Source organism: Proteiniborus sp. MB09-C3, assembly GCF_030263895.1.
In the GTDB taxonomy this organism is placed as follows: domain Bacteria; phylum Bacillota; class Clostridia; order Tissierellales; family Proteiniboraceae; genus Proteiniborus.
On the sequence record NZ_CP127161.1, the window covers coordinates 3,241,637 to 3,267,317 of the forward strand.

A 25,681-nucleotide genomic window follows, 5' to 3' on the forward strand; every position below is an offset into this window, starting at 1 on the left:
TTATTGCTCCTTTTCAAATAATGAAAAATGACATTTATATAAATGTGACTGTCCTTTAACAGGTGGCGAAACCTTCTCGCAAATTTCCTGTCTATGCTTACATCTCGGATGGAAATAACATCCTGTTGGCAATGCTGCAGCATTAGGAGTGCTACCAGGAATAGGTATCAACTTCTCACTATCTTCATCTAGCTTTGGTATTGATTCGAATAAACCTCTAGTATAAGGATGCTTAGCATTTGTATATACCTCTTCTATAGTACCTGTCTCTACTATTTCACCAGCATACATAATAGCAACCTTATCACAGGTTTCAGCAACAACACCTAAATCATGAGTTATTAGAATCATAGACATATTATACTTTCGTTGCAGGTCATGAATAATATCTAGAACCTGAGCTTGTATAGTCACATCTAAAGCTGTAGTAGGCTCATCTGCAATCAATAACTTTGGATTACATAAAAGTGCCATGGTAATAACTACTCTTTGCTTCATACCACCTGAAAACTGGTGAGGATAATCATTAAATCTATCTTCTTTAACGCCTACAATCTTTAATAGCTCTATTACCTGTTTTTTTGCCTCTTCTTTACTAACCTTTTTATGGGCTAAAACAACCTCTACCAGTTGTTCTCCGATAGTCATTATTGGATTTAGAGAAGTCATAGGATCCTGAAATATCATAGAGATACCATACCCTCTCATTTGCTGATTTTCTTTATCTGTATTGTAAATAAGGTTTTTACCTTCGAATAATATTTCACCATCTGTGATTACACCAGGAGGATATGGCACCAATTGCATTATAGATAATGCTGTAGTAGTTTTACCAGCACCTGTTTCACCTACTAGACCTAAGCTTTCTCCTTGCTTTAAGGATAGGTTCACACCATTCACTGCCTTAACTGTTTCATCTTCTGTAATATAATGAACATGAAGATTTTTAATTTCTAATATATTATTATCCAAAATATAACCTCCTTCCTTACTTTAACTTAGGATCTAAAGCATCTCTAAGACCGTCACCAAAGTAGTTAAAAGCCAAAACAATTAGTATAATTGCTAGCCCTGGGAAAATAGCCAAATATGGGCTTGTCTCAAGATAAGCACTTCCTATCTTAAGAATATTTCCCCACTCTGGAATATGTGGCTCAACTCCTAACCCTAGATAGCTCAAAGAACTAGTAGATAGTACGGCTCCTCCTATCCCTAAGGTTGCTCTTACGATAATAGGTGCCATAGAGTTCGGTAAAATATGCTTGAATATTATGGTAAAGTCTTTTGCTCCACAGGCTTTCGCTGCCTCTACAAACTCTTGGTTGGCAATACTCATAACTGTTGCCCTCACAGTTCTCGCGTACATAGGTATAGAACCAATACTTAGTGCCAAAATCAAATTCATCGTATTAGCTCCAAAAGCAGCTACTATGGCAATTGCCAATAGCATTCCTGGAACAGCATAAAGCACATCCAGCAGTCTCATAATGATGTTGTCTACTCTCTTTCCATAATAACCTGACACTGCTCCTAAAATACCACCAATGACAATAGGTACTAATGTAGAAATCAGACCTACAACTAAAGAAATCCTAGCACCAAATACAATTCTTGTAAACACACATCTGCCGTAATTATCTGTACCAAAAGGATACTCTAGAGAAGGCGATAAAAGTATAGCTGAATAATTATTATCTATTGCAATAGAATAATCAAATGTTAGGTAGCTACAGATAGATAATGAAATAAGCAGTGTCACTACAAACATTCCTAAGACTGACATATAGTTTCTGAATAATCTTCTTAGAACATCAATCCATTCAATAGATATTTCCTCATCTTTATGTCTTACTTTACTTATAATTATCAATCCTAAAATAAATGCAAATACATTACCAATGAAAATACTAAGAATAAGAGGTATTGCAACAGGTATCAGTTTTTTATCAACATGTTTTCCATTAACATACTTTGATACCATAAGCATGGTGAATACATAAAATAAAGTAATACCAAGCAGTACACCCATACCTAACATAAATGTGTTAGATACATATTCTTTGAATAAATTCAATGCCGAAATAAGCATAATTGTAAAAGAAGTCAATATAGAGTATATGCAAAGAGTGTACTCAATAGTTTTTTCCTTCTTAATCAATGTAAATCCAGCTATTGCCATGAAAAAGTTTCCTGTCACTGCAAATGGGATAAGAAAATATCCTATTATTCTTGTTGAGCGTTTAATATCATCATATTTCAATATCTCTTTCTTGACTTTCAAAGTGACTAGATATTGGATGATACCAGATGCCAAAAACACAGCAGATACAGCCATAGATAGATAATTTATCTCACCGCTTGCTATATCTATGCTTGAAAGAAAAATAACTAAAAATAACAATAAGGATGCTCCCCACGCAAGTGTGGAAGTTTTATACTCTTGAAAACTATTTAATTTCCTATGTTCAATTCTTTTCTGATATTGTTTATTTACCATAGCCATACTCTCCTTAATAGGATTTCATTTTGGATTTAATTCTTGGATCCAAAAATGAATACATAATATCAACTATTAGATTAGCTAAACTTATGATTACTGCAACATATACTACACCTGCTAAAACAATAGGTATGTCAGGAATAAACTGCTTGTCTACTATGAAGCTACCAATACCATTGATGTTAAATACTTTCTCTGTAACAGCAGCTCCTCCAAGCATACCACCAAATTGTAATCCTATAACTGTAACTATAGGTATCATAGCATTGCCAAGAATATGCTTTGTAATGACCTTTTTTTCATTTAGTCCTTTTGCACGAGCTGTTGTAATATAATCCATATTTTTTACCTCTAGCATAGAAGATCTGGTCATCCTAGCTACGCTGGCAGCTAGACCTGTACCTAAAACAATACTTGGCATAATAAGCGTTTTCCAATTTCCTACAACAAATGTGGCTGGTAGCCATTTCAATTTAATTGAAAAATTCAATATTAAAATTAATCCCAACCAGAAATTTGGTATGGATAATCCTAACAAAGCGAACAGCATAAACATATAGTCAAATGAAGAATATTGTTTTATTGCAGAAATAATTCCCGAAGGTATTGCAATTAAAATTGCAACTAAAAGAGATGCAAATGTCAACTGTAATGTTATAGGGAATTTTCTTAATATTGCTGACAATACATCCTCATTTCCTACGTAGGATTTCCCTAAATCAAATGAAAATAAATTTTTAAAAGTGTTCAAAAGCTGAATATGGTAAGGCTGATCTAATCCATAAATGCTATTGAACTGCGCAACTTGATCTGGTGTTGCTGTTTGTCCTAATATGTTAGTAGCAGGATCCATTGGTGATAAGTACATTATTGTAAACACCAACCAAGTAACACCAAATATTACAAATACCATCATAAAAAGTCTTTCAACAATATATTTTGAATAAGGATTGCTAAAAATCAAAATCAATATATACATTGGAAAAGAAAGAATTATTGAAGCAGCAAGAAATAATTTATTACTAAACATCTCTATAAAAGTATTGCAAAAAGTAACATCACTTACTTGGTTCTGTCTAGATACTATATTTAATTCATTATCAATAATTTCATTAAACTGCTTATTTGTAATATCCTTGACTTGACGTTCAAATTCTTCTGCGCTTAATTCTTTCTTGAAAAATGACTGTTTGTTCTTAAGTTGTTCTTTAGCATTATTATATATTTCATCTTTAACGCCATCTTTTTCAAGCCTCTCATAAATACTTCCTCTTAACTTAGAATAATCATTATTTTGTTTGTTTTTCATATGCTTGATAAAAACAAACGGAAGAGAAAGAATTCCAAATATGAATACCAAGACTCTGTAAAAAGGACGTTTATACATTTTCTCAAATGTCAATCCGAGTTTTTTAATCAACTTGTTTACCTCCTTATTCCATTCTTAATTCCTCAAGATTTAATAATGACTTATCAAAAATAATTTCTTCACCATTATTTATTACAATACAAGGCAGACCTACTCTGCCAGCCTTCCTAATTTCATCAAATTCAGGTGCTTTGTCCCTATACTTTAGGAAGTTTTTTAAATTCAACATATTTTCGGTAATATCTAGATATAAAAACCGAATATTTTCGCTCGAAAGAAACTCTTTCATTGGAGCACAGCCTGGTCAATGCTTACTTCCAAAAACAATTATTTTTTTCATGACATTCCTCCCGTAGTTTAATTATGTGTCTTGTTTAAATAATGCAATAGTCATGCCATATTAATATAGGGATTTGGTCATGTTTTATAATCACAAAGTCTCAACAATGAGACTAAATAAAATCTGTTTCTACCTATGTTACGTTTTTTAGACATCCAACTCCCGATTCTCATTATTGAGACAAGTCTCATTGTTGAGACAAATGTCTAGTTCTTTTATTTTTCTATAAAAAGTAGCTCTTCCTATTTCTAATTCGTTACACACCTGCTGTACCATATAATCTCTACTGTTAAAAAATGAGTATTTATTTATACAGTTACTGATAAGCTCTTTTTCTAGCTCTTTTATTGAAGCACCAAGAGATTTACCATCAAAGCGATCTGATAGATTACTCTTATCCTGATTAGATAGAAGTCTTTTCTCAATTAATTCACTACGAATCATTTTTCCTGTCTCGAAATTGACTGCATATTCTATGAGGTTCTGAAGCTCCCGTACATTTCCTGGCCAAGGATACTTCAAAAGCAGAGACATGGCTTCATTGCTTATACACCTCATGTCCTTTTTTAGGATTTCAGCATAATATTTTATAAAATGATTGGTAATAAATACAATATCCTCTTTACGTTTTCTTAATGGAGGAATGTTTATTGGTATAACGTTAAGTCTATAGTATAAATCCTCCCTAAATAAGCCTTCTCTAACTCGCTTCTGCAAGTCAACATTTGTAGCTGCTATTATCTTGATATCAATTTTTTGTATCTTATTGCTTCCAATCCTAGATACTTCTTTTTCTTGTAGGATTCTCAGTAATTTTACCTGTAGCCTATATGGCATTTCACTGATTTCATCTAAAAAAACAGTCCCCTTATCAGCTATTTCAAATTTTCCAATCTTATTTGCATAGGCTCCAGTGAAAGCACCTTTTTCATAGCCAAAAAGTTCGCTTTCAAATAATTCATCTGGTATCGCACCACAGTTAATAGGAACAAAGGCATGTTCTTTTCTATCACTGCAATTATGTATTGCTCTAGCAAAAAGTTCTTTTCCTGTTCCGCTTTCACCTAGTATCAATACATTAGAATCAGATAAAGCTGCTTTCTCTGCAAGTTTTTTTACTTCAAGAATACCATCTGATATGCCTAAGATATTATCAAATTGAAGTCTAAGCTGGTTCTTTTCAATAGACTGCATTACCTGCTTTTTAAAATAGTTTATGTTTTGGATAGTCAACATAACTTCATTAGAAAGACTATCAGTATTCAAGCAAGTGATGGTTACAAGAAGGCTATACTTTACGCCAAGAATATCTATTGCTATTTCACAGGGGCGGGTACATTCATCATTATCTAAAAGACTTTGAAGAAGCTGGTTTTTCCTAATCTCCTTCACAAAACAATCAATGTCCTCTATGCCCATTTCGTTTAAAATCCTAACTAAAGAATTATTCTTGTATAAAACCTTACCCTTTCCATCATAGATTACAACTCCTGAATTAATGGTATCTAGTATCCCCTTCATTCTATCTGACAATATCTTTTTTTCCATGTTAACTTGGAATTCTGAATATTTTCCCTCGAGAAGAAGAGCCATCTTTTCCAGATAGTTTAAATAAATATCTGCATTTTTAATAATCTGTTTTTTTTGTTCTTCATTAAAAGCAATGATACCTAGTACACCAATAACTTTCTCTCCTTGCCTAATGGGAACGCAAATTGCAGCATGTTCGACACAGGTTAAAATCCTTGAGCAGCCACAGCACAATGAACTTTCCGGACATCTGTCAGTTATAACCTGAGATTTACCAGTAGACAGACATCTGTCAAAGGCAGAATTTTTCTCAATCTGATCATTGACTAAGGTTTTATAAATACCTGTCCCTGCTACACGTTCCATAGATTCATTCATTATTGTTACATCGATGCCAAGAACAGCTTCTATAGCTTCAGCAACTTTTTGTGATAATTCATAGTATTCTTGGATACCAGTTTTTTCATCCCCCATTAAACTGCCTCCTTTTATCAACTCTTGTAACTCATGAATATAATCAATAATAATAATAACTATTATAACCCATTTTGTTCATATTGTACACATATACGTCATTATTCGTGTTAATATACCAAAAAAATCGTTCTCTTTTTCTCTCAGTTTATTATATCTATACAGTATAATAATCATATACTTGATGTTTTCTACTTAGAAATACGTAATAGATATAGTAATAATAAAATAGAACAAGAGAAAAAGCTCTCTTGTTCTATTAGTTATTTTGTTGCATTTTTCAAATCTAAAATTGTGGATTTTAATTTTGGTATGTCATTATGAAGCTTCAATATTGTACTTCCAACAAATACTCCATCTGCATTGGCAGCCTTCGCCATCCTTATGTCTTCAGCATCTCTAATGCCTACTCCACAGTAAATTTCTCTATCTATGCCTAGAGCTTTTAAGTGAGCAATACAATCCTTCAATGTAGGATACTTATCATTAATATTATTTGACATAGGTTTTGCCTGCATATATACGAAACCATTAGACTCTATGGCTGCTTTAACTTCTTCTTCAGGCATATGGAATTGAACGTAGCAGGATATTTTCAAGTCATTGTCAATTAGCTTATTTATAAGCTCAGTGTTTTCTCCTACAAAAATAAGGTCTTTGATATCATTATCTAAACAAAATTTTATAAATTTATCTACGCCAATTCTTTCTATAGTATTTCCATAAGCTAAAAGCAGCATCTGTGTATTAGGATTTTCCTTTTTTATCTTTATAATTCCATCCATATATTTGGCATAATCATCGCAGTTATTTAAAGCCTCTTTCATTCTGCCGGCTATGAATTCTCCCTCTAGATATGGATCATGTGATGGAAAATCGACTTCAATAACATCACATCCAGCCTCAGTATATATTTTAGCCATCTCAATGCTGCTTTCTATAGTTGGATATCCATTTGATAAATAACAAATCAGTTTCATGTCTTCTACCTACCTTCTTCCGTAATATGAATATAAATATAGATCACGCAATTCTTCTCTTGTTGGAATAATTGGATTTGTCTTTGTACATCCATCTGCTAAGGCCATATCTATCATTGTATCCATATTCTCAAGATAGCTCTTTTCATCTGGTATTAAATCACTCAAGGTAGATGGATTATTTACCTTACTATTTAATTCCTTTACTGTACTTATTAAATCCATATTTTTATTTAAATTAGCAGCCAGTCTTTCATATTTATCCTTGGCCTCAATATTTTGGCTATTAAACTCCATAACAAATGGGAGTAAAACAGCATTCAACAATCCATGTGCAAGACCATAAAGGCTTCCTAAAGTGTGAGCCATTGAATGAACTATTCCTAAAGATACATTAGTGAATGCCATTCCAGCTACTAATGAAGCATTCAGCATTTTTTCTCTGTATTCTAAACTATTTCTATCTTCAAATACTCTAGGTAAATATTCTACTATATCCTTAACTGCTGCCTCTGCAAGTATATCACTGACATGATTAGCTCTATTTGACACCCAGGCTTCTAATGCGTGGGCTAATGCATCCATTCCTGTTTCAGCTGTGATTTTATCAGGCATAGAAACAGTAACAGCTGGATCACATATTGCTATATCAGGCATCATCTCCATATTTCCAATGCCGTATTTTTTATGAGTTTCGTCTTCTGTAATAACTATTGACCTGCTTACTTCACTTGCTGTTCCACTTGTGGAAGGTATACATACTAAGTAAGCCTTATTTCTTAATTTAGGGAATTCGTTTGGAGGCAATATATCATGTAAGGTTTTTAATTCTTCGTTTTCATAATATATCCACATAGCCTTTGCAGCATCCATTGCTGAACCTCCGCCTAGACCTATTATAATGTCTGGCTTATATTCTTTCATAGCATTAGCACCTTTCTCTACAGTGCTGAATAAAGGATCTGGTTCAACACCAGAAAATACAGTGCTGTCAATATTAGCTTCTTTTAGGTAGTCTATAACCTTTTGAAGTATTCCACTTTTTTTCATGCTTGTCCCGCCTGTGACAATAAAGGCTTTACTGCCCTTTAATGTTTTCAGGTGCTCTAAGCAGCCTGCTCCGAACATAAGCTCCTTACCTGCTAGTTTCATTGGTCTCATCATTTGATTTCACTCCTATTTATTTAGATTATCTACAATTTCCTTTGTTAGTTCATAAGAAATTGGGTTTGTAATTACACCGCCGACTTTTAATGCAGAGCCAATAATAGCTCCGTCAGCTATACCTAACTGTTCTTTTACATTGTTTTTATTGACTCCACTTCCAGCTATAACAGGAATAGAGGACATAGCTTTTACCTTTTTAATTATTTCAATAGGTGTCTCTTTACCTATGTGAGTTCCTGTAACAATAATAGCATCAGCTCCACAGCTAATAGCTGCACCTGCTGAATCTTCTATAGAAACAGTTGGAAGCACCATATGAGTATGTTTAACTTGAATATCTGCAAATATCTTCACATTTTCTGCTCCTATTTGCTTTCTATATAATAATGCTTCTCTTGCAACTGGCTTAATAATTCCACCATAAAACTCTACAGTATCAACAAATACTGGTATCCTAACAAAATCAGCATTGATGATTTTAGCTATAGATAATGCTGTTTCATAATCATTCATAGCGGCGTCAATTCCAATAGGTATATTGACCTTTTCTGCAACCAGTGTACCCACTGATGCCAAAGCTGCCACTTGGATATTGTCTAGTTTAATGTTGAATGGGTCATCTCCCATGTTTTCGATAATGATGGCATCAGCGCCAGCCTTTTCAAGTGTAATAGCATCGTTTATTGCTTGGGAAATTATTTCTGACATATTATCCTTATATTTAACTGTACCAGGAAAAGGCAAGCAATGTACCATTCCTATAATTAGTTTTTTATTAAAGTCTAATTTATTCATATTTGTATCCCTCTCTATCATAAATAATAATCCCATCAAGGACTATTTTACATAAATCCTCTTCAGCCTTCTTTCTATCTTCACCTTCAAGAACTTCTTTTAAGTTTCTTAGAACAGTTGTCATAGTCACGCTACATACTTTAATATCCATTAAATTACCTAAAACAAGCATTAAGCTGGTTTCCATATCAACACCAGATATATTGTATTTTTCAATATCGTCAAATGTCTTTAATATATCGGTATTCATCTTTTTTGATAATCTGGATTCTCTCATTTGACTATAAAAACCATCCATAGTACATGTAATGCCATTTATATATTTTCTGTTATTTGATAATACACTTCTATTCATGGAGTTTATTAAATCTATGTTAGCTACTGCTGGAAAACCTTTAGGTGCATAAGTATCACTGGTTGATTCCATTCTCATAGCGCCATTCGGTATCAATAATTTGCCTAACATATCATCTTTTAAACCCATTACAGTTCCCATTCTTACCGCTACTTCCATTCCACAATCATATAGTTCTTCCATAGCAATAGCGGCAGAAGGAGCACCTATTCCAGTTGAGGATATTGTAATAGGAACACCCTTATATGTTCCTGTATATGTGTTAAATTCCCTGCTAAAAGCTATATGCTTTGGATTATCCAGTAATTTTTGTAATATTTCAACTCTCCAAGGATCTCCTGAAAATATTACGTATTTTGATATATCCTCTTTACTAGCCTTTAAATATAAAGTAGACATAAATATCTCCTCTCCTTTAAATTTTAGTCCAAACTTTTTAACCAAAATAATAAAATAATGCCTTAATATTCTATTAAATATTTGAGATATCTACCTGCATTAATTTAATCTGTTATGTCAGTTAAAATAAATGATTTCTAGATACTCTTTAAATATGCTTCATATCGTTTAGAAAATACCTCATAGCTTGGTGCATTAGTAGTACATCCAACGCTTTCTATAATAAAGGAAGACATTACACTGCCCATATAGCAGGATTCCCTAATACTTTTATCATTAAGATATCCATATAAAAATCCTGAAATATATGCATCACCTGCACCAGTAGCATCTGCTACTCTTTCAGCCTTGCATGGCCTGATTTTTTCAGTTTCAAAGCCTGTGGTAGTTTTTGCGTAATATTGACTTCCATTCTCACCTAAAGTCGTTACTATAATTTCCGCAGAGCCGAGCTTAAATAAATCGGTAATATCATCGATATCCATAATTGATATGATGTCCTTTGCTTCTGACTCATTGGAAAAGATGATCTTGCTATTAAGCATAATTTCTTTAAGAAAATCTTTAGGAAATGCATCATAATCTAGCTTTGTACCAAAGACTATAGGCAATTTATATTTTTTGCACTTATTGTAGAATTCCAAGTTATCTTTATATGAGCCTACTGTCAGTACTCCTAGCTTTGAAGCTGCAAAAAACTCATCAGCCATATCCTTGCTATACTTTGAATCCATTGCTCCGGGATAAAAAATAGTGACATGATTATTATTTTTATCAGAAACAATATAGCAATTTGATGATGACTCACCTTTAATTACATCAACTGCATCAAGAATTACATTTGCTGATTCTAAATATTTTATAAACTCAGCAGTATCAGCGTCTTCACCAACTCTTATTATGGGCAGTGCTTTTAATCCCAATTTTCCTAGTATACATGAAATATTAATCGGGCAGCCTCCATAATAAACTTTCGTGTTATCTGAATTGGAAATAATAGAAGTGTATCCAATTTCCAAGGGGCTCTCTACTTTTATAATCCTATCCATGCTAATATATCCGCTAGTAACTATGTCGTACTTCATCCTATAGCTCTCCTTTTTCAAGAAGTTCAGAAAGCTCTTCTGATGATACTACTTTTCCAAAGTACTTTTTAATATCAGATAAATGAACATCATTTACTACATCATCATTAGTTGCCACACAGTCAGATACAACATATACGTTATAGTCTAAATAATAGGCATCTGTAACCGTTGCTCTTATGCAGCAATTGGTCTTAGTTCCTGTTATAATAACATTTTCAATATTATTTTCTCTTAGTACTAAGTCTAAATCTGTTCCGAAGAATCCACTATATCTTCTTTTTTTAATAACATAGTCTTTTTCTTCATCAACAGTAAGCATTTGATCTATTTCATCTCCGCCACTGCCCTCGATACAATTGGGTCTCATATTAATCAGGTTTTTATCAAATTTGTTTTTCCTATAGCTATGTCTAAAAAATATGACTAATATATCTTTTTTTCTACACTCCTCAAGGACTTTCTTTATTCTCGGCAAAACTTCTCGGTTTTGTGGATAGAAAACTAGTCCCTCTGGATCAGTGAAGTCTTTTACCATGTCTATTATTAATAAGGCTGTTTTATTCACTAATTAAAACCCCCTTAAATTAGTTTTTTTGCTGCTAATTCCTGATACTATGAATAGTACAAGCACTATCATCAAATAAGGAATCATTTCAAATAATCCTGATATAGGACCTGCATATAAGCCAAGATTAATAGCTAGAGATTTAGCTAATCCAAATATTATAGCGTAAACAGATGACTTATAAGGGCTTGCTTTTCCACAGTAGATTGCTGCAATTGCTATAAATCCTCTTCCTGCTATCATGTTGTCTGTAAATAATGCCATTCTTTCAGAGGATAAATTTATACCTGCTAAAGCACATAATAATGCCCCTATTAAAATTGCCGCATATTTATAATGATTGATTTTAATACCAACTGATTTTGCAGCTTCTTCATTTTCTCCTACAACTCTAAGATGTACTCCAAATTTAGTCTTATACAGTACAATAGCAACTATGAAAATTAAAGCTATACTTAAATATGTTATTGGAGTATGACCGCTTAATAAGCTTGACAAAACAGGTATGTCTTTAATAATAGGTAATTTAATTTTTAAATCATTTATATTTACTAAATGAGTAATATTTATATTTGGCAGTTTTTTAAATTTCAATATAAAAGTGCAAATAGCAGATACTAAAATATTTAAACCAAATCCAGTAATGATAAAATTACTCTTTAGAGATATGCTAAATATTGAGAACACTAATCCTACAATCAAAGTGCAAATTATGGCTAATATAATTCCTAGATAATAATTTCCAAACAGTAGAATAAGGAGAGAACTAGAAAATGCCCCCATCAATATCATTCCCTCAAGTCCAATATTAAGCACATTAGCCTTATAAGCAAACAATCCTCCCAATACTGCTAAAATTAGAGGGGTACTATGATATACCATATCGTACAATATATTGTCTAGTAGTCTCATTATTGCTTCCCTCCATTTTCATTTAATTTTATGCTTGCTGATTTTTTCTTATTGATTTTATTCTTGATTAATCCAGTAATATTAAACTTATCACTTACAAATTTTGCTGATAAGAATAGTATTAACAGTCCTTGAATAATTGCAACAATATCCTTTGGAACGCTTGTATATATTCCTATATATTCACTGCCTGTTTTTAAGGCAGCATAGAATATAGAAGCAATTAATACACCTATTGGATTATGGCTTCCTAATAAGGCGATAAGCATACCATCCCAGCCTAAACCAGGATTACCAGAGAAATCTAAAGTAAATCTATATTTTTCACTCATTAGATAACCAGCGCCTGCCAGTCCACTTAATGCTCCGCTTATAAGCATTATCTTTATAATATTTGTACTTACTTTCATACCCATTGCTTCGGCAAACTCTGGATTTTTTCCTATTGCAGTTATTTCATAGCCTAATTTCGTCTTTTTAAATACTATATAAAGTATGAAAAAAGCTAATAATGCAATGAAAAAGAAAATAGTAATATCTGTTCCAAATAATTTATTGAACATTGCGCTTGAAGAAATTGCATATGTGGCTACATAGCCTGAGGCAGGATCTCTATATACTCCTTGAGACAGATATTTTACCAGCTCAAATACTACATAGTTAAGCATCAATGTAACTACCATTTCATCAGCTTTGAAATATGCCTTTAGGATTGCTGGTATCAATGTAAATAGCATACCCGTCAAAACCCCAGTTAATAGACATAAAATAACGTGTAATATAGGTGGCAGACCATGTACTGAAAAGCCAACTACCCCAGCAAAGAAGCCTCCTAATACAGCTGCACCTTCAACTCCCATATTGAAAATATTAGCTTTAAATGTAATAGCTATAGCTAGACCAGTCAATATTAAAGGAGAGGCAAAATGTAGAGTCTTTAGTATGCCCGATGAATCAAATAAAGACTTTTGAATCATTATTTTATATGTTAATATGGGGTTCTCTCCTATGGAGATTATCAATACAGCGCCTAAAATAAATGCTGCAAGAATAGGGATTAGTATACCAGTTATCTTTTTAGATTTATTTTCTATTGACTTCATCTTCATCCCCCTTGCATAATTCTTTGTTTTTACCAATTCCCGCCATGAGTAATCCTAGCTCGGAAGCTGTTGTCTCTTCTGCATTTACGATGTCAATTATTTTTCCTTTGTACATAACTGCTATTCTATCACTTAGGTTCATTATCTCGGATAATTCACTTGATACTAAAAGAATAGCCTTGTTCCTTTTTCTAAATTTCAGTATTCTATTATGAATAAATTCAATTGATCCTATATCCACACCTCTAGTGGGTTGGGAAGCTATCAATAAGCTTGGATCAGACTCAAATTCTCTTGCAATTATTACCTTCTGTGCATTGCCGCCTGACAGCTGTGATACATTTCCATCTTTATCTGCAACTCTTATATCATACTTGTGTATAAGATTATTTGTTTTCTCTTTTATTTTATTAAATTTCATAAAGCCATGCCTTGAGTATTCTTCTCTATCATGATAACCTGCTATTATATTTTCTGATAGCTTCATATCTCTACATAATCCCTGAGCATATCTATCCTCAGGTATGATGCCTACGCCAGATTTTCTAATTTCCTTAGGCCATTTATTAGTTATATCTTTACCATTTATATAGATTTCGCCTTCTGATGATTCCATTAAACCAGTAATCACCTTCACTAGTTCACTTTGTCCATTGCCTTCTACTCCAGCTATACCTAATATCTCACCTTCATGAATCTTGAAGCTTATGCCATCTAAGCATTTCTTGCCAGGCTGAGGCTCAGTGGAGATATTCCTAAGCTCATATACAACAGAGGCTCCTTCTTTTTTAGCCCTATCTTTGTTAACATTTACTAGAACCTCTCTTCCCACCATTAAACTTGCCAGCTCCTCACTGGATGTATCTTTAGTCTTTTTACCGCCTAAAACCTTGCCACGCTTTATGACAATAACATTGTCACTAACATCCATTACTTCTCTTAGCTTGTGTGTTATGAGAATTATTGTCTTACCTTGTTTCTTAAGTTCCCTAAAGCTTTCTAGAATTTCATCTACTTCTTGTGGTGTAAGCACTGCTGTGGGCTCGTCAAATATGAGAATATCAACGTTTCTATATAGCATTTTCAGTATTTCAATTCTTTGCTTTGCTCCTATAGAAATATTTTCAACTTTATCATCAGGATTCAAATCAAATTTATAAAGGTCTATAATCTTCTGTACTTCTTCCTTTTCTTTCTTTTTATCGATTATAAAGCTATTTAACTTGAATTCTTTCCCGATTTTAACTTTCTTTTTTATTTCAATTCCAAGCATAATATTTTCAAAAACTGTAAGGCTGGGCACCAGCTTAAAGTGCTGGTGCACCATACCTATACCGTGTTCAATTGCATCTATAGGAGACTTAAAATTTACCGATTTGCCATTTATATGGATTTTTCCACTTGTCGGCTGTAATAATCCATATAACATATTCATCAAGGTCGTTTTACCAGCTCCATTTTCGCCTACAATTGCAGTAATCTCACCTTCCTTGATGGAAATATTAATATTATCATTTGCAATAAAATCACCAAATTTTTTTGTTAAATTAAAAGTCTCTATCTTATTCATGATATCTCCTCTTATCAGATACTTATTATTGGATTCTAGTCATTTGGCATTGACACATTATTTAAGTTAGCTTTATTGAACTCTTCTCCTGCTTGAGCATTAGTTACTTTTATTTCACCAGCTGCAATTTTATTTGCTATATCTTGTAATTCAGCTTTGATTTCTTCCAATTTAGCTTGTCCTGATTCTGTTACCTTTGACTCAATAACTGACAAATCAGTAATTCCTGTTGCCTTTGATTCTAAATTATAGCTTATTGACTGACCTTGAATTTTATCCATTGTGTTATTCTTATAATTTTCTGCAATGCTATATACAGGCACTTCAGTATTTTTTAATACACTTGTCAATACATAGCCTGGTTGATTATTATCTTTATCAGCATCTACTTCAATTGCTAGCTTTTTAACTTCTTTAGCTTTTGATGTTACTCCGTCTCCTACAGCTCCTGCAACTGAGAATATTATATTAGCTCCTTCTGAGTAATATGTGTTTGCTTTTGTAGCTCCTGCTGCTGAATCGCCAAATCCAACATTATAATCACTTATATATGAGTAATTAACTCCAAGCTTTTTAGCCATGTAGTCTATACCTTCTGCAAAGCCATAACCAAATACTGTGATTCCATTAGATTTTGTACCACCAAAGAATCCAATTTTTCTTCCTTGATCGTCTTTTGTAAAATTATAATCAGCTTCATTGAACAATACATCATGGTTTTCGTTTACTAGTACGCTTAATGCACCAGCTAAAAATGATGCTTCATGAACATCAAATAGAACTGAAACTACATTTTTATGCTTAGCTGTTCCGTCTTCATTTAAGTTTGGATTATCATTAAAAATGACAAAAGTCGTATCAGGATATTGCTCTGCTATTGGCTTTCCTCCGCCAACACCACTGATTAGGGCATCAAAATTGTATTCTAGTGAGAATACAAGCTTATATCCTGCTTTTGCTAATTCTGCAAGACTGCCAGGGATATCTGTTGATTCAACTACTCTATAGTTAATACCAAAATCATTTTTTACTTTTTCTAATCCTTTAATCGCTGAGGCATTGTAACCATTATCATTTGGTCCTGCAGCTGATGTTATTAGAGCAATACCAAGATCATTTTCAGTTGAACTATTGCTGCCACCACAACCTGTAAACACTAGGCTTACAGCCATTAACATTGAAAGCATTACAATTATTTTTTTTGAAGATTTAATCTTTGACATTTTGTTCCCCCTCTTTTTACTCAAAAATATTTTTTATTTCGAAACGGCTGATAATACACCGCTTAAAACAAGGATTTGCCTTCACTGTGCTTGTCCAACATTTACTTTACTTGATCTATATAGAATTTAAATCTATCAGTTCTATAAAAGCTTTTAAAGGTTTCTATTGGAATTTCTTTGCCATTAACTATTCCCATAGTTACGGCCCTAAACAGTATTACTGGCTCTTTCTGAACTAGTTCTAAATGATCTGCCGCTTCATCGATAGCTAAAACAGCTTCTAGGGTTCTTTGAGTCTTTGTAATTTTAACGCCATATTTATTTTCTACTACATCATATATTGATTCTTTGCTAAAATCATAATCTTCAATGCCAAGAAATACTTTGCATGGAAGATATGTAGTAGTGTAGTTTAATGGCTCATTGTCTGCATAATATACTCTTTTTAGCATTAGAACTTTATCGCCCTTAGCCAATTGAAGTCTTTTAACACGAACTGCATCGGCTTCTTGAACAGAATGAAATATTAATTTCTTCGATGGCGTCATTCCCATCCTTATGATATCTTGAGTACAGCTCATAAGAGAAACAAGATCATGATTCCCTTCATCTGATTTTATGAAGGTCCCTTTTCCTTGTATCCTATACAGATAACCTTCATTGACTAATTCATCTATAGCTCTTTTTACAGTGATTCTACTTACATTAAACATAGACACTAGTTCTCTTTCACTTGGAATCATTCCAGCTTCAGTAATTTCTTCACTATTTATCATCTCTATTATTCTATTTTTGATGATATAATATTTAGGTACCATTGAATTAAAAATCTCCATTTTTCACCTCCTAATTTCTTTCTATATCATTATGTTATTATGTTGATATATCCACTTACGTTTATTTTAATGTATACGTTTTCAATAGTCAATACTTTTAAACATTTTTTAATGTTTATTGATGATTTTTGTATGCTTTTTATGAAATAGCATATACTTTTAAGCGATATAGTATATCAAAATAGAAAATCCAAGCTATTTTTCTCAATAAAAAAAGAGCAAGCTAAGTTGCTCTTTTTGTTTAAATACTAAAAGGAAGCTGACAATGTATTTTTCTTGTCTCTTCGCATATTTATAGCTCCATTATCACATTTGTTACCCCAAGCATCTATGAGTTCATTATCCTTATATATGCATATGATTTCACAATTATTAGAACACTTTCCACATTCTACTCCCTTTGTGATAAATTCAATGTTTGCTATATCAAATGTAAAAGTCTTTTCTATTCTAGATTTCTTTGCCAATATAGCCACACCTAATGCACCTATTAGATGACTATTTGGGTCTACTGTTACTGGATATCCAGTAACAGCTTCAAATGCTTTTACTACACCTTCATTTTTACTTACTCCTCCTTGAAAAACTATTGGAGGAACTATTTTTTTACCCTTACCTACATTATTGAGGTAATTAAGAACAACTGACTTGCATAAGCCAGCAATAATATCTTCTTTTTTATAACCAATTTGTGCTTTGTGAACCAAATCCGATTCTGCAAAAACTGTACAGCGAGCAGCTATCTGTGTCGGTTTCTTAGATTTTAATGCTATTTGCCCAAATTCTTCTACTTTAATTCCTAGTCTATGTGCCTGACTGGATAAAAAGGCACCTGTTCCCGCTGCACAGAGGGTATTCATTGCATAATCTACAACTATTCCATTTTCAATTAATATAATCTTGGAATCTTGACCTCCTATTTCAAAAACAGTACGTACATCCGGATAAAGTGATGTGGTACCTATTGCATGGGCTGTTATTTCATTTTTTACAACTGCTGCCTCAGTCATTACCCCTATTAGTTTACGAGCACTGCCTGTTGTTCCCACTGCTACAATCTGATATTTGTCCATGTCAATTTGTTGATTTAGAGATACTAAAAGGCGCTTCACGGCTCCTACAGGATCTCCTTCTGACCATAGGTATTCTTTAGCAACAATATTGTTATCTTCATCAATAATAACTCCCTTAGTAGAAATAGAGCCAATATCTATTCCCAAATAAGCCTTATTCATTTTGCTTCTCCTTCCTCATAGTTATCATGTCATAAAATGCTTCAAGACGAGTTTGTATTCCTGTATCACTGGTCTGTGAATCAAAGCTAAAATATAGTATGGGTATTTTATAATCAGTACTTATGTTTTGCAGTACAGACATGGCATCAATTTCAGGTGTGCAGCCTGCTGATTTTATATGGATTATTCCATCATAACCTTTTTTAGCAAATTCCAATGCCTTGTCTATGCTATACATACTTGTAGCTCCCATATCATACTTAGCATATTTTTTTATATGCTCCTTTGCCTTTTTCTCAGGACGATGAAGCAGTGAATTTGTAATATTCATCCATCTGTCAACTACTATTCCCATTTGAGCTAGCTCTTTTTCAATGTAATGGTTGCTGAAGGGCTCTATAATAGTATAATACTCACCTACTATTCCGACCCTAAGTGGATTTTTAGGCTTGTTAACCTTGATTCCCTTGAAACTCTTCATGAATTTATTATAAATATTATTCAGTTCTTCCTTATTTCTTACAGCTCTAAGCTCTGATAGGAATTCTTCATGGACTCTATTAAAAGAGCCTACTTCGACTTCGAAGCCAATATTTTTTCGTATATAATCTTCTATTTCATCTATATATTCAACCATTTTTAACACTACTGGAAGAATCTTAGCTATCTTTTTTAAGGACATATTAGGATTTATTTCTTTAAATTCATTATAAAATGTAATAGGATTTGAATACTTAGCCTTTGCCATGTTTACAAATCGCACATTATAGCCTAAATCCTTGAGTATTTGCTCGTCAAGCTCTCCATAATATCCTAATCTACATACTCCTCCAGTTTGTACTAGTGTATTGGCACCTGATTCTATAGCCTCTAAAAAATTTCCAAGTGTATATTTAAATGGAGCGCAGACAAATTCAGGACTGTGACGGCTGCCTAGTTCCAAGGTTCTTTTAGTAATAGGCGGCGGCATGATGTACTCGACCTCTAAGCCTACTGTAAATAGAATTTCTAAAGGCACATTATAATTTCCCAATTGAGGAAAAGAAACTTTATATAATTCCACTGTAATCATCCTTTTTAAATTTGATTATATCTAAGAAGCTTTCTAATCTAGTTTCCATACCTGCACTTCCTTCTTGCCCATCTACTATGAGATTAAGTATGGGCTTGTCCTTTACACGTCTAATTATGATTTCATTGACTAAGGAATCTGGTCCGCAATTAAACGAGCTTATGAGTATGATTCCATCAACTCTATCTTTGTACATCGCAATTGAACCAATTAATTCTTTATTATATTCCCATGGAAGAGTTTCTGTTATTTCATATGATTTTTCAATTGCCTCCTTTTTATTAGCAATATCACCTATTATAGGTACAGCTCCTGTATCTCGAATATAATCAATAATAGGTGCACCGATATATTTATCATTAATATTGTAGTGATGTGCTATTAAAAGGATTTTGATTTTATTTTCATTAAGCAATTGCTCCTGATATTTTTCGTCCATGATCTTGGCAGTTTTTTCAGCTTGTTTTGCTATTAAATAAGCTCTCATACATTGAGATTTTCTTTTATTAAGCACCTTTCCCATCTTTAGAAAAGCTCTGACTTCAAAGTCAGCACTTTTAACATCTATATTATAGTACAATATATTAATATTCCTGTCTCTGAAAGTGTTTTTTACTATATCGTATATGGCTTGAAATTTTGTGCATACAGTTCCAGCGCTTCCATAGTTTGAAACACGTGGAACAAGTATATAATCACATTTATCTATTAGCCATTCAACATGACCTAAATATATTTTAGAAGAAAGACAGGCTTCGTCAATTGCATAGGTCATGCCTTTATTAATAATCTCTTTGTTCGTATCTGGACTAACAATATATTCTATCCCAAGCTCTTCAAAAAAAGTCTCCCAAAGATAACTGTATTTGTAATATAATAATGCTCTAGGTATACCTATCTTCACCAATATCATCTCCCTAGTTTGTAAAGTCTAATTTTATGCATATATAAAAAGTGCTAAAAAAACTCCATCAATATTATTATATTTTAATTTGTGAAAGATTTAAAGGAATATATGTCAACAAAACATAGAAAAAGCAGACATCTATTGTAGATCTCTGCTTTTATCTTTCTATTATATAATAATGAATTTCAAATCTTCTTGTACTACATACTTTCGTCCTTATTGAAAATAATAATAAAGAGGTGATAACAGTGACAAAAAATAATAAGAAGGAAAAACATATAGGAATTCCTATTGAAAAACAAAATACTGCTGCTTGGGCAAATATTGAAAGCCAGCAGCCAGTTTCTAAAGTTCCTATACCTAACTTCCATCAAGTAGAAAATGCTAAAGAATGGGTGGACAGTAATCAGAAATAAGATTTTAATAAGCTCTGATTAACACGCTCTAATAAAGAAATATCTATACAGCATACGGCATAGTCATTATGGCTATGCCTCTTTGCTGTTGTTTTCATTGATATCTGGTAATCTAATTGCCTCAACGCAGTTATAGCTGATTTCCACCTGTCGAAACATTGTAGAGTGTTTGAAAAAATAGAAATAGCATGAATATGCAGGCTATGATATAATGCAATCAACAAAGAGTTTTTTCACAGAGGTAAAGCGATAATTTAGAATTTGTGACTGAATTGTGAGTGAGTATTATTTGATTTTTGAGGGGGATATGTATGAAAAAAATATATCGATTTCTCCTATGGGGAGTAATTATAGCATTTGTTTATTTGCTAATTTTTCCTATTCCTATGAAAGTTGATAAGACCATTTCTGCTGTTGAGGTCAGTCTGGGAGATCCATCATTCTGTGAACCGGTTAATATAATAATTGATGGAACCTATCATTGGAAAATGCTTGGTGATGATACCTTTAACGGTAATATAAAGTTTGATGCTTATCCATTTACTATGGAAAATACACTGGCCCAAGGAACCAATCTTCCCACACTGCGGTTTGAAGGTGGAATCGATTCACTTGATTATGGAGAATGGTTGGATTCAGAGTCCTTCGGTAAAATCCATACCAAGCCTTTTTTCAAAGCTTTTATTGTACAGGTTTTTATAAACCGTGAAAATGGAGAAAAGGAAAGCTGGTCTACTGTTGACGGTCGCTGCATAGTTGCTCCTGCCAGCAACAAAGAAGAGGCACTATCCATATTAAGAAGGATTTCAAATAATGACTTGGCGCCATATGAATATTGGATAGAATAAATTAAGTGCTTTTTTCTTAACTAAATTAACACAATATGCATCTTTCAATTCCAAGTTTATCAGTAATCATATAGTAAAAACGAGAGAGAGCTTCAAGGATAATTAAGTGCTTTGTTATCCCTAGTATCCCTCCCGTTTTTACTTTTAAGTAGCCACTGTTCCTCAACATTTCCTTATTGGGGGTCAGTCTTATGGAACTTTGTAAACCTTAATACTTCATATCTGCTAGCCTTTTATAGGTTTCATATCTTTCTCTTGAATGTTTCTCTGCTTGAGTAAATAATTCATCTGTCACATCAGGGAATACATTCATAATCTGTGAATATCTAATCTCACCCTCTATAAATTCTCTAAAGCCCGCTGTTGGTTCCTTAGAGTCAAGAACAAATGGATTTTTACCCTCTTCCTTCAGCAGAGGATTATATCTATAAAGATGCCAATACCCTGCTTCTACAGCCTTCTTCTCTCGAGCAACACTAGTTCCCATTCCTGTCTTGATACCATGGCTGATACAAGGAGCATAGCAAATAACAAGAGATGGTCCTTTGTAGCTTTCTGCTTCTCTGATAGCTTTAATAGCTTGATTCATATTAGCACCTAGAGCAATCTGTGCTACATAGACATAACCATAGCTCATTGCCATCAATCCTAAGTCTTTTTTTCTAACTCGTTTTCCTGCTGCTGCAAACTTAGCTACAGCTGCTGTAGGAGTAGCCTTAGAAGATTGCCCTCCCGTGTTAGAATAAATCTCTGTATCAAGGACTAATAGATTTACATCTTCACCTGTAGCCAATACATGATCTACTCCACCATAGCCTATATCATAAGCCCATCCGTCACCACCAATAATCCACATGGACTTTTTTGTTAAATAATCCTTTTTCTCTAATATTTCCCTTGTAATTTGATCCTTATGGTTATGCTTTTTAAGCATCTCTAGAACTCTCTGAGAAGCCTTTTTAGACAGTTCCCCATCATCTATATTATCAAGCCAATCCTTAAAAGCTGCTTTACATTCCTCATCAAGATTTGACTCAATTCCTTGTCTCATCAACTCACCTAATCGTTCTCGCATCTGACGTACTGCCACTGACATTCCAAAACCATATTCTGCATTATCTTCAAATAAAGAATTACCCCAAGAAGGTCCCCTTCCATCAACAGTAGTGCTATAGGCAATAGAAGGCGCACTAGCTCCCCAAATAGAAGAACATCCTGTAGCATTGGAAATCATCATCCTATCCCCATAAAGCTGAGTCACCAGTTTTACATAGGCAGTTTCACCACAGCCAGCACAGGCTCCTGAAAACTCTAATAAAGGTCTAGAAAACTGACTGTTTTTCACCGTATTCTTATCCACTAAATAATCCTTGTCACGTACAGACATAGCAAATTCCCAGTTCTCTTCTTGCGTTGCTATTTCCTCATCTGCCTCCACCATAATTAAAGCCTTACCTGGCGCAGGACACACATCAGCACAATTTCCGCAGCCTGTACAGTCTAAGGGACTGACTTGAATTCGATAAGATAAATTTTCAATCCCTTTACCAACTGCCTTTTTGGTTTCAAATGTATGAGATGCCTTATCCTTTTCTTCCTCATCTAATAGGAACGGCCTAATTACCGCATGGGGACAAATATATGAGCATTGATTACATTGAATACATTTTTCTATCTGCCACTGAGGAATCATAGAAGCAATGCCTCTCTTCTCATAGGAGGTTGTTCCAAGTGGATAAGTTCCATCCTCCATTCCCTTAAATGCACTAACTGGCAGTTCATCTCCCTCATGCCTTGCCATTGGTCTTTGAATATTTTTTATGAAATCTGGTTCTTCCTTAATAGGTAGGCTTTCATCCTGTGCTTGAGACCAATGAGATGGAACTTCTATCTTAACTAAACTGTCCACGCCTCTATCAACTGCTTTCTTATTCATACTTACAATTTTTTCGCCTTTTTTTCCATATAGAGTTTCAATGTTCTGCTTTAAATATTTTACTGCATCTTCAATAGGGATCACCTTAGACAATTTAAAGAATGCAGCCTGCATTATCATATTGATTCTATTACCTAATCCTACCTCATGTGCAATTTTCATGGCATCTATGGTATAGAAATCAACCTGATTTTGAGCAATAACCCTTTTCAGAGAAGCTGGAAGCTTATTTTCCAACTCTTCATTAGTCCATGGACAGTTTAAAACGAAAATTCCCTTTTCCTTTATTCCCTTTAGTAAATCAAAATGATTCACATAGGACATATTATGACAGGCAATATAGTCAGCATTATAAATTAAGTAAGGAGATTTAATTGGGATTTTCCCAAATCTAAGATGAGAAATTGTAGAGCCGCCTGATTTTTTGCTATCATATGAAAAATAAGCTTGAGCAAAAAGGTTCGTATTATCTCCTATAATTTTCACAGCAGTTTTATTGGCTCCTACAGTTCCGTCTGATCCTAATCCCCAAAACTTGCATTGAATAGTTCCCTCTGGTGTTGTATCGACTATATCCTCTACAGGAAGCGAAGCCCCTCCTATGTCATCTACAATCCCTATGGTAAATCCATCCTTCGGTTCGGCCTGTCTTAAGTTTTTGTATACAGCAATAATTTGGGAAGGTGTTGTATCCTTAGATCCTAATCCATATCTTCCTCCTATGATTAATGGTTGGTCTTTTTGATTGTAAAAAAGACTCTTTATGTCTAGGTACAAAGGTTCTCCCACAGCACCTGGTTCCTTTGTCCGATCCAAAACTGCTATCCTTTTTACACAGGAAGGAAGCACTTCAAAGAAATGTTTCGATGAAAAAGGACGATAGAGATGAACCTTAATTAAACCTACTTTTTCTCCTTTGGCCAGCATATAATCGATAGTCTCTTCTATAGTATCGCAGGCAGATCCCATGGCTACAATAATATCCTCTGCTTCTTCTGAACCGTAATAATTAAAAGGTTTATAGCTTCTACCTGTCAACTGACTGATATTGTCCATATATTCTACCACTATATCTGGAACATTGTCATAAAAAGGATTAGCTGCTTCTCTTCCTTGGAAGTATACGTCAGGATTTTGTGCAGTTCCTCTAACTACAGGATGCTCAGGATTTAACGCACGCTCTCTAAAAGCCTTCAAAGCATCATGATCTAATAAATCTCCCAATTCCTCATATTCCAGCATTTCTACCTTCTGATACTCGTGAGAGGTCCTAAAGCCGTCAAAAAAGTGAAGAAAAGGCACTCTAGATTTTATAGCCGCTAAATGAGCAACTCCAGCTAAATCCATAACCTCTTGAACACTACTAGAAGCTAATAAAGCAAATCCTGTCTGTCTTGTTGCCATCACGTCTTGATGATCTCCAAAAATCGATAGGGCATGAGCTGCAATTGCGCGGGCACTTACATGAAACACTCCCGGCAGCAGTTCTCCTGCTATCTTGTACATATTAGGAATCATAAGCAAAAGCCCCTGTGATGCTGTATAGGTAGTTGTCAATGCTCCAGCCTGTAATGAACCGTGAACAGCTCCCGAGGCTCCAGCTTCTGATTGCAGCTCTACTACTCTTACCGATTGCCCAAATAAATTTTTCCTTCCATGGGATGCCCACTCATCTACTCCTTCTGCCATAGGTGTAGATGGTGTAATTGGATAAATTGCTGCTACATCAGTAAATGCATATGATATATAGGCAGCTGCTTGATTCCCATCCATAGTTTTCATTTTTCTTGCCATCGTCTTCCTACCTTTCCTATGATTTAATATTGTTTACCAGTATCTAGATATATTATTTGATATTTTGCTTGAATAATACATATTTATAAAACGGATTATTACGAAAGGCACAATTAGCAAAAAGTCTATAATTTTTGATACCTCTACATTTAATTAAATCAAAAAACGAAAAATCCGTCCTATATAATAGAACGGAATAATCTCCAAAATGTATATTACTGATTAAAGCTGTGTACAACTAAAAAAGAATATATGTCCATCTAACAT

The 25,681-nt window shown here is 33.6% G+C and carries 22 protein-coding genes; 2 read left to right on the plus strand and 20 right to left on the minus strand.

Going from position 1 to position 25,681, the window contains the following annotated elements; genetic code table 11:
• From QO263_RS16150 to QO263_RS16240, 19 genes are all read right to left on the minus strand, one after another.
• Nucleotides 1-972 carry an ABC transporter ATP-binding protein gene (locus tag QO263_RS16150; RefSeq protein ID WP_285623601.1) on the minus strand — a complete coding sequence of 324 codons (972 nt, stop codon included), beginning with the start codon at nt 970-972 and terminating at the stop codon, nt 1-3.
• A gap of 16 nt (nt 973-988) precedes the next feature.
• On the minus strand, nt 989-2,497 hold the full coding sequence (locus QO263_RS16155) for an ABC transporter permease (protein ID WP_285623604.1): 1,509 nt from the start codon (nt 2,495-2,497) through the stop codon (nt 989-991).
• Nucleotides 2,498-2,510: 13 nt separating this feature from the next.
• The gene (locus QO263_RS16160) at nt 2,511-3,920 is read right to left on the minus strand and encodes an ABC transporter permease (protein ID WP_285623606.1); all 1,410 of its coding nucleotides are present in this window, start codon (nt 3,918-3,920) and stop codon (nt 2,511-2,513) included.
• Between the two features lie 13 nt (nt 3,921-3,933).
• The gene (locus QO263_RS16165) at nt 3,934-4,158 is read right to left on the minus strand and encodes a hypothetical protein (RefSeq protein ID WP_285623609.1); all 225 of its coding nucleotides are present in this window, start codon (nt 4,156-4,158) and stop codon (nt 3,934-3,936) included.
• Nucleotides 4,159-4,356: 198 nt separating this feature from the next.
• Nucleotides 4,357-6,213: a sigma-54-dependent Fis family transcriptional regulator gene (locus tag QO263_RS16170; RefSeq protein ID WP_285623611.1), complete on the minus strand. Its 1,857-nt coding sequence runs from the start codon at nt 6,211-6,213 to the stop codon at nt 4,357-4,359.
• Nucleotides 6,214-6,476: 263 nt separating this feature from the next.
• Nucleotides 6,477-7,193 (minus strand): tryptophan synthase subunit alpha, encoded by a 717-nt coding sequence (locus tag QO263_RS16175; RefSeq protein WP_285623613.1) that lies wholly within the window; start codon nt 7,191-7,193, stop codon nt 6,477-6,479.
• A gap of 9 nt (nt 7,194-7,202) precedes the next feature.
• Nucleotides 7,203-8,357, minus strand: a complete 1,155-nt coding sequence (locus QO263_RS16180) for an iron-containing alcohol dehydrogenase (RefSeq protein WP_285623616.1) — start codon at nt 8,355-8,357, stop codon at nt 7,203-7,205.
• 12 nt (nt 8,358-8,369) lie between these two features.
• A complete protein-coding gene (locus tag QO263_RS16185; protein ID WP_285623618.1) occupies nt 8,370-9,155 on the minus strand; it encodes a BtpA/SgcQ family protein in 786 nt (261 codons plus the stop codon).
• Complete coding sequence (locus QO263_RS16190) at nt 9,148-9,909, minus strand: nucleoside phosphorylase (protein ID WP_285623620.1); 762 nt, start codon at nt 9,907-9,909, stop codon at nt 9,148-9,150. Before QO263_RS16190 ends, QO263_RS16185 begins: the two co-directional genes overlap by 8 nt.
• A 137-nt stretch (nt 9,910-10,046) precedes the next feature.
• Complete coding sequence (locus tag QO263_RS16195) at nt 10,047-10,994, minus strand: carbohydrate kinase family protein (protein WP_285623621.1); 948 nt, start codon at nt 10,992-10,994, stop codon at nt 10,047-10,049.
• Nucleotide 10,995: 1 nt separating this feature from the next.
• On the minus strand, nt 10,996-11,562 hold the full coding sequence (locus QO263_RS16200; RefSeq protein WP_285623623.1) for a cysteine hydrolase family protein: 567 nt from the start codon (nt 11,560-11,562) through the stop codon (nt 10,996-10,998).
• Nucleotides 11,563-11,565: 3 nt separating this feature from the next.
• Entirely contained in the window at nt 11,566-12,474 is a 909-nt protein-coding gene (locus QO263_RS16205; RefSeq protein ID WP_285623626.1) for an ABC transporter permease, read from the minus strand.
• Entirely contained in the window at nt 12,474-13,577 is a 1,104-nt protein-coding gene (locus QO263_RS16210) for an ABC transporter permease (protein WP_285623628.1), read from the minus strand. Before QO263_RS16210 ends, QO263_RS16205 begins: the two co-directional genes overlap by 1 nt.
• Nucleotides 13,558-15,147, minus strand: a complete 1,590-nt coding sequence (locus tag QO263_RS16215; protein ID WP_285623630.1) for an ABC transporter ATP-binding protein — start codon at nt 15,145-15,147, stop codon at nt 13,558-13,560. Before QO263_RS16215 ends, QO263_RS16210 begins: the two co-directional genes overlap by 20 nt.
• 35 nt (nt 15,148-15,182) lie before the next feature.
• A complete protein-coding gene (locus QO263_RS16220; protein ID WP_285623632.1) occupies nt 15,183-16,370 on the minus strand; it encodes a BMP family lipoprotein in 1,188 nt (395 codons plus the stop codon).
• Between the two features lie 101 nt (nt 16,371-16,471).
• Nucleotides 16,472-17,206: a GntR family transcriptional regulator gene (locus QO263_RS16225; RefSeq protein WP_285623635.1), complete on the minus strand. Its 735-nt coding sequence runs from the start codon at nt 17,204-17,206 to the stop codon at nt 16,472-16,474.
• Between the two features lie 248 nt (nt 17,207-17,454).
• Entirely contained in the window at nt 17,455-18,441 is a 987-nt protein-coding gene (locus tag QO263_RS16230) for an acyl-CoA dehydratase activase (protein ID WP_285623639.1), read from the minus strand.
• The gene (locus QO263_RS16235) at nt 18,434-19,504 is read right to left on the minus strand and encodes a 2-hydroxyacyl-CoA dehydratase (RefSeq protein WP_502928675.1); all 1,071 of its coding nucleotides are present in this window, start codon (nt 19,502-19,504) and stop codon (nt 18,434-18,436) included. The genes QO263_RS16230 and QO263_RS16235 overlap by 8 nt, the downstream gene beginning before the upstream one ends.
• On the minus strand, nt 19,491-20,417 hold the full coding sequence (locus tag QO263_RS16240; protein ID WP_285623643.1) for an acyl-CoA dehydratase activase-related protein: 927 nt from the start codon (nt 20,415-20,417) through the stop codon (nt 19,491-19,493). Before QO263_RS16240 ends, QO263_RS16235 begins: the two co-directional genes overlap by 14 nt.
• Nucleotides 20,418-20,668: 251 nt before the next feature.
• Between QO263_RS16240 and QO263_RS16245 the strand changes: the two genes are divergently transcribed.
• Nucleotides 20,669-20,836, plus strand: a complete 168-nt coding sequence (locus QO263_RS16245; protein WP_285623647.1) for a CDIF630_02480 family spore surface protein — start codon at nt 20,669-20,671, stop codon at nt 20,834-20,836.
• Between the two features lie 311 nt (nt 20,837-21,147).
• Nucleotides 21,148-21,684, plus strand: coding sequence for a hypothetical protein (locus QO263_RS16250; protein WP_285623650.1), 537 nt, complete (start codon nt 21,148-21,150; stop codon nt 21,682-21,684).
• Between the two features lie 208 nt (nt 21,685-21,892).
• Here the strand turns inward: QO263_RS16250 and nifJ are convergent, their stop codons facing one another.
• The gene (gene nifJ, locus QO263_RS16255) at nt 21,893-25,414 is read right to left on the minus strand and encodes a pyruvate:ferredoxin (flavodoxin) oxidoreductase (RefSeq protein ID WP_285623652.1); all 3,522 of its coding nucleotides are present in this window, start codon (nt 25,412-25,414) and stop codon (nt 21,893-21,895) included.
• Nucleotides 25,415-25,681: the final 267 nt, after the last annotated feature.

Bases quoted from the DNA above. Each gene is read 5' to 3' on its own strand.
- QO263_RS16155 (WP_285623604.1), bottom strand. From the start codon at position 2,497: ATGGTAAATAAACAATATCAGAAAAGAATTGAACATAGGAAATTAAAT.
- QO263_RS16170 (WP_285623611.1), bottom strand. From the start codon at position 6,213: ATGGGGGATGAAAAAACTGGTATCCAAGAATACTATGAATTATCACAA.
- QO263_RS16185 (WP_285623618.1), bottom strand. From the start codon at position 9,155: ATGAATAAATTAGACTTTAATAAAAAACTAATTATAGGAATGGTACAT.
- QO263_RS16205 (WP_285623626.1), bottom strand. From the start codon at position 12,474: ATGAGACTACTAGACAATATATTGTACGATATGGTATATCATAGTACC.
- QO263_RS16250 (WP_285623650.1), top strand. From the start codon at position 21,148: ATGAAAAAAATATATCGATTTCTCCTATGGGGAGTAATTATAGCATTT.
- QO263_RS16220 (WP_285623632.1), bottom strand. From the start codon at position 16,370: ATGTCAAAGATTAAATCTTCAAAAAAAATAATTGTAATGCTTTCAATG.
- QO263_RS16190 (WP_285623620.1), bottom strand. From the start codon at position 9,909: ATGTCTACTTTATATTTAAAGGCTAGTAAAGAGGATATATCAAAATAC.
- QO263_RS16175 (WP_285623613.1), bottom strand. From the start codon at position 7,193: ATGAAACTGATTTGTTATTTATCAAATGGATATCCAACTATAGAAAGC.
- QO263_RS16215 (WP_285623630.1), bottom strand. From the start codon at position 15,147: ATGAATAAGATAGAGACTTTTAATTTAACAAAAAAATTTGGTGATTTT.
- QO263_RS16210 (WP_285623628.1), bottom strand. From the start codon at position 13,577: ATGAAGTCAATAGAAAATAAATCTAAAAAGATAACTGGTATACTAATC.
- QO263_RS16195 (WP_285623621.1), bottom strand. From the start codon at position 10,994: ATGAAGTACGACATAGTTACTAGCGGATATATTAGCATGGATAGGATT.
- QO263_RS16225 (WP_285623635.1), bottom strand. From the start codon at position 17,206: ATGGAGATTTTTAATTCAATGGTACCTAAATATTATATCATCAAAAAT.
- QO263_RS16230 (WP_285623639.1), bottom strand. From the start codon at position 18,441: ATGAATAAGGCTTATTTGGGAATAGATATTGGCTCTATTTCTACTAAG.
- nifJ (WP_285623652.1), bottom strand. From the start codon at position 25,414: ATGGCAAGAAAAATGAAAACTATGGATGGGAATCAAGCAGCTGCCTAT.
- QO263_RS16180 (WP_285623616.1), bottom strand. From the start codon at position 8,357: ATGATGAGACCAATGAAACTAGCAGGTAAGGAGCTTATGTTCGGAGCA.
- QO263_RS16165 (WP_285623609.1), bottom strand. From the start codon at position 4,158: ATGAAAGAGTTTCTTTCGAGCGAAAATATTCGGTTTTTATATCTAGAT.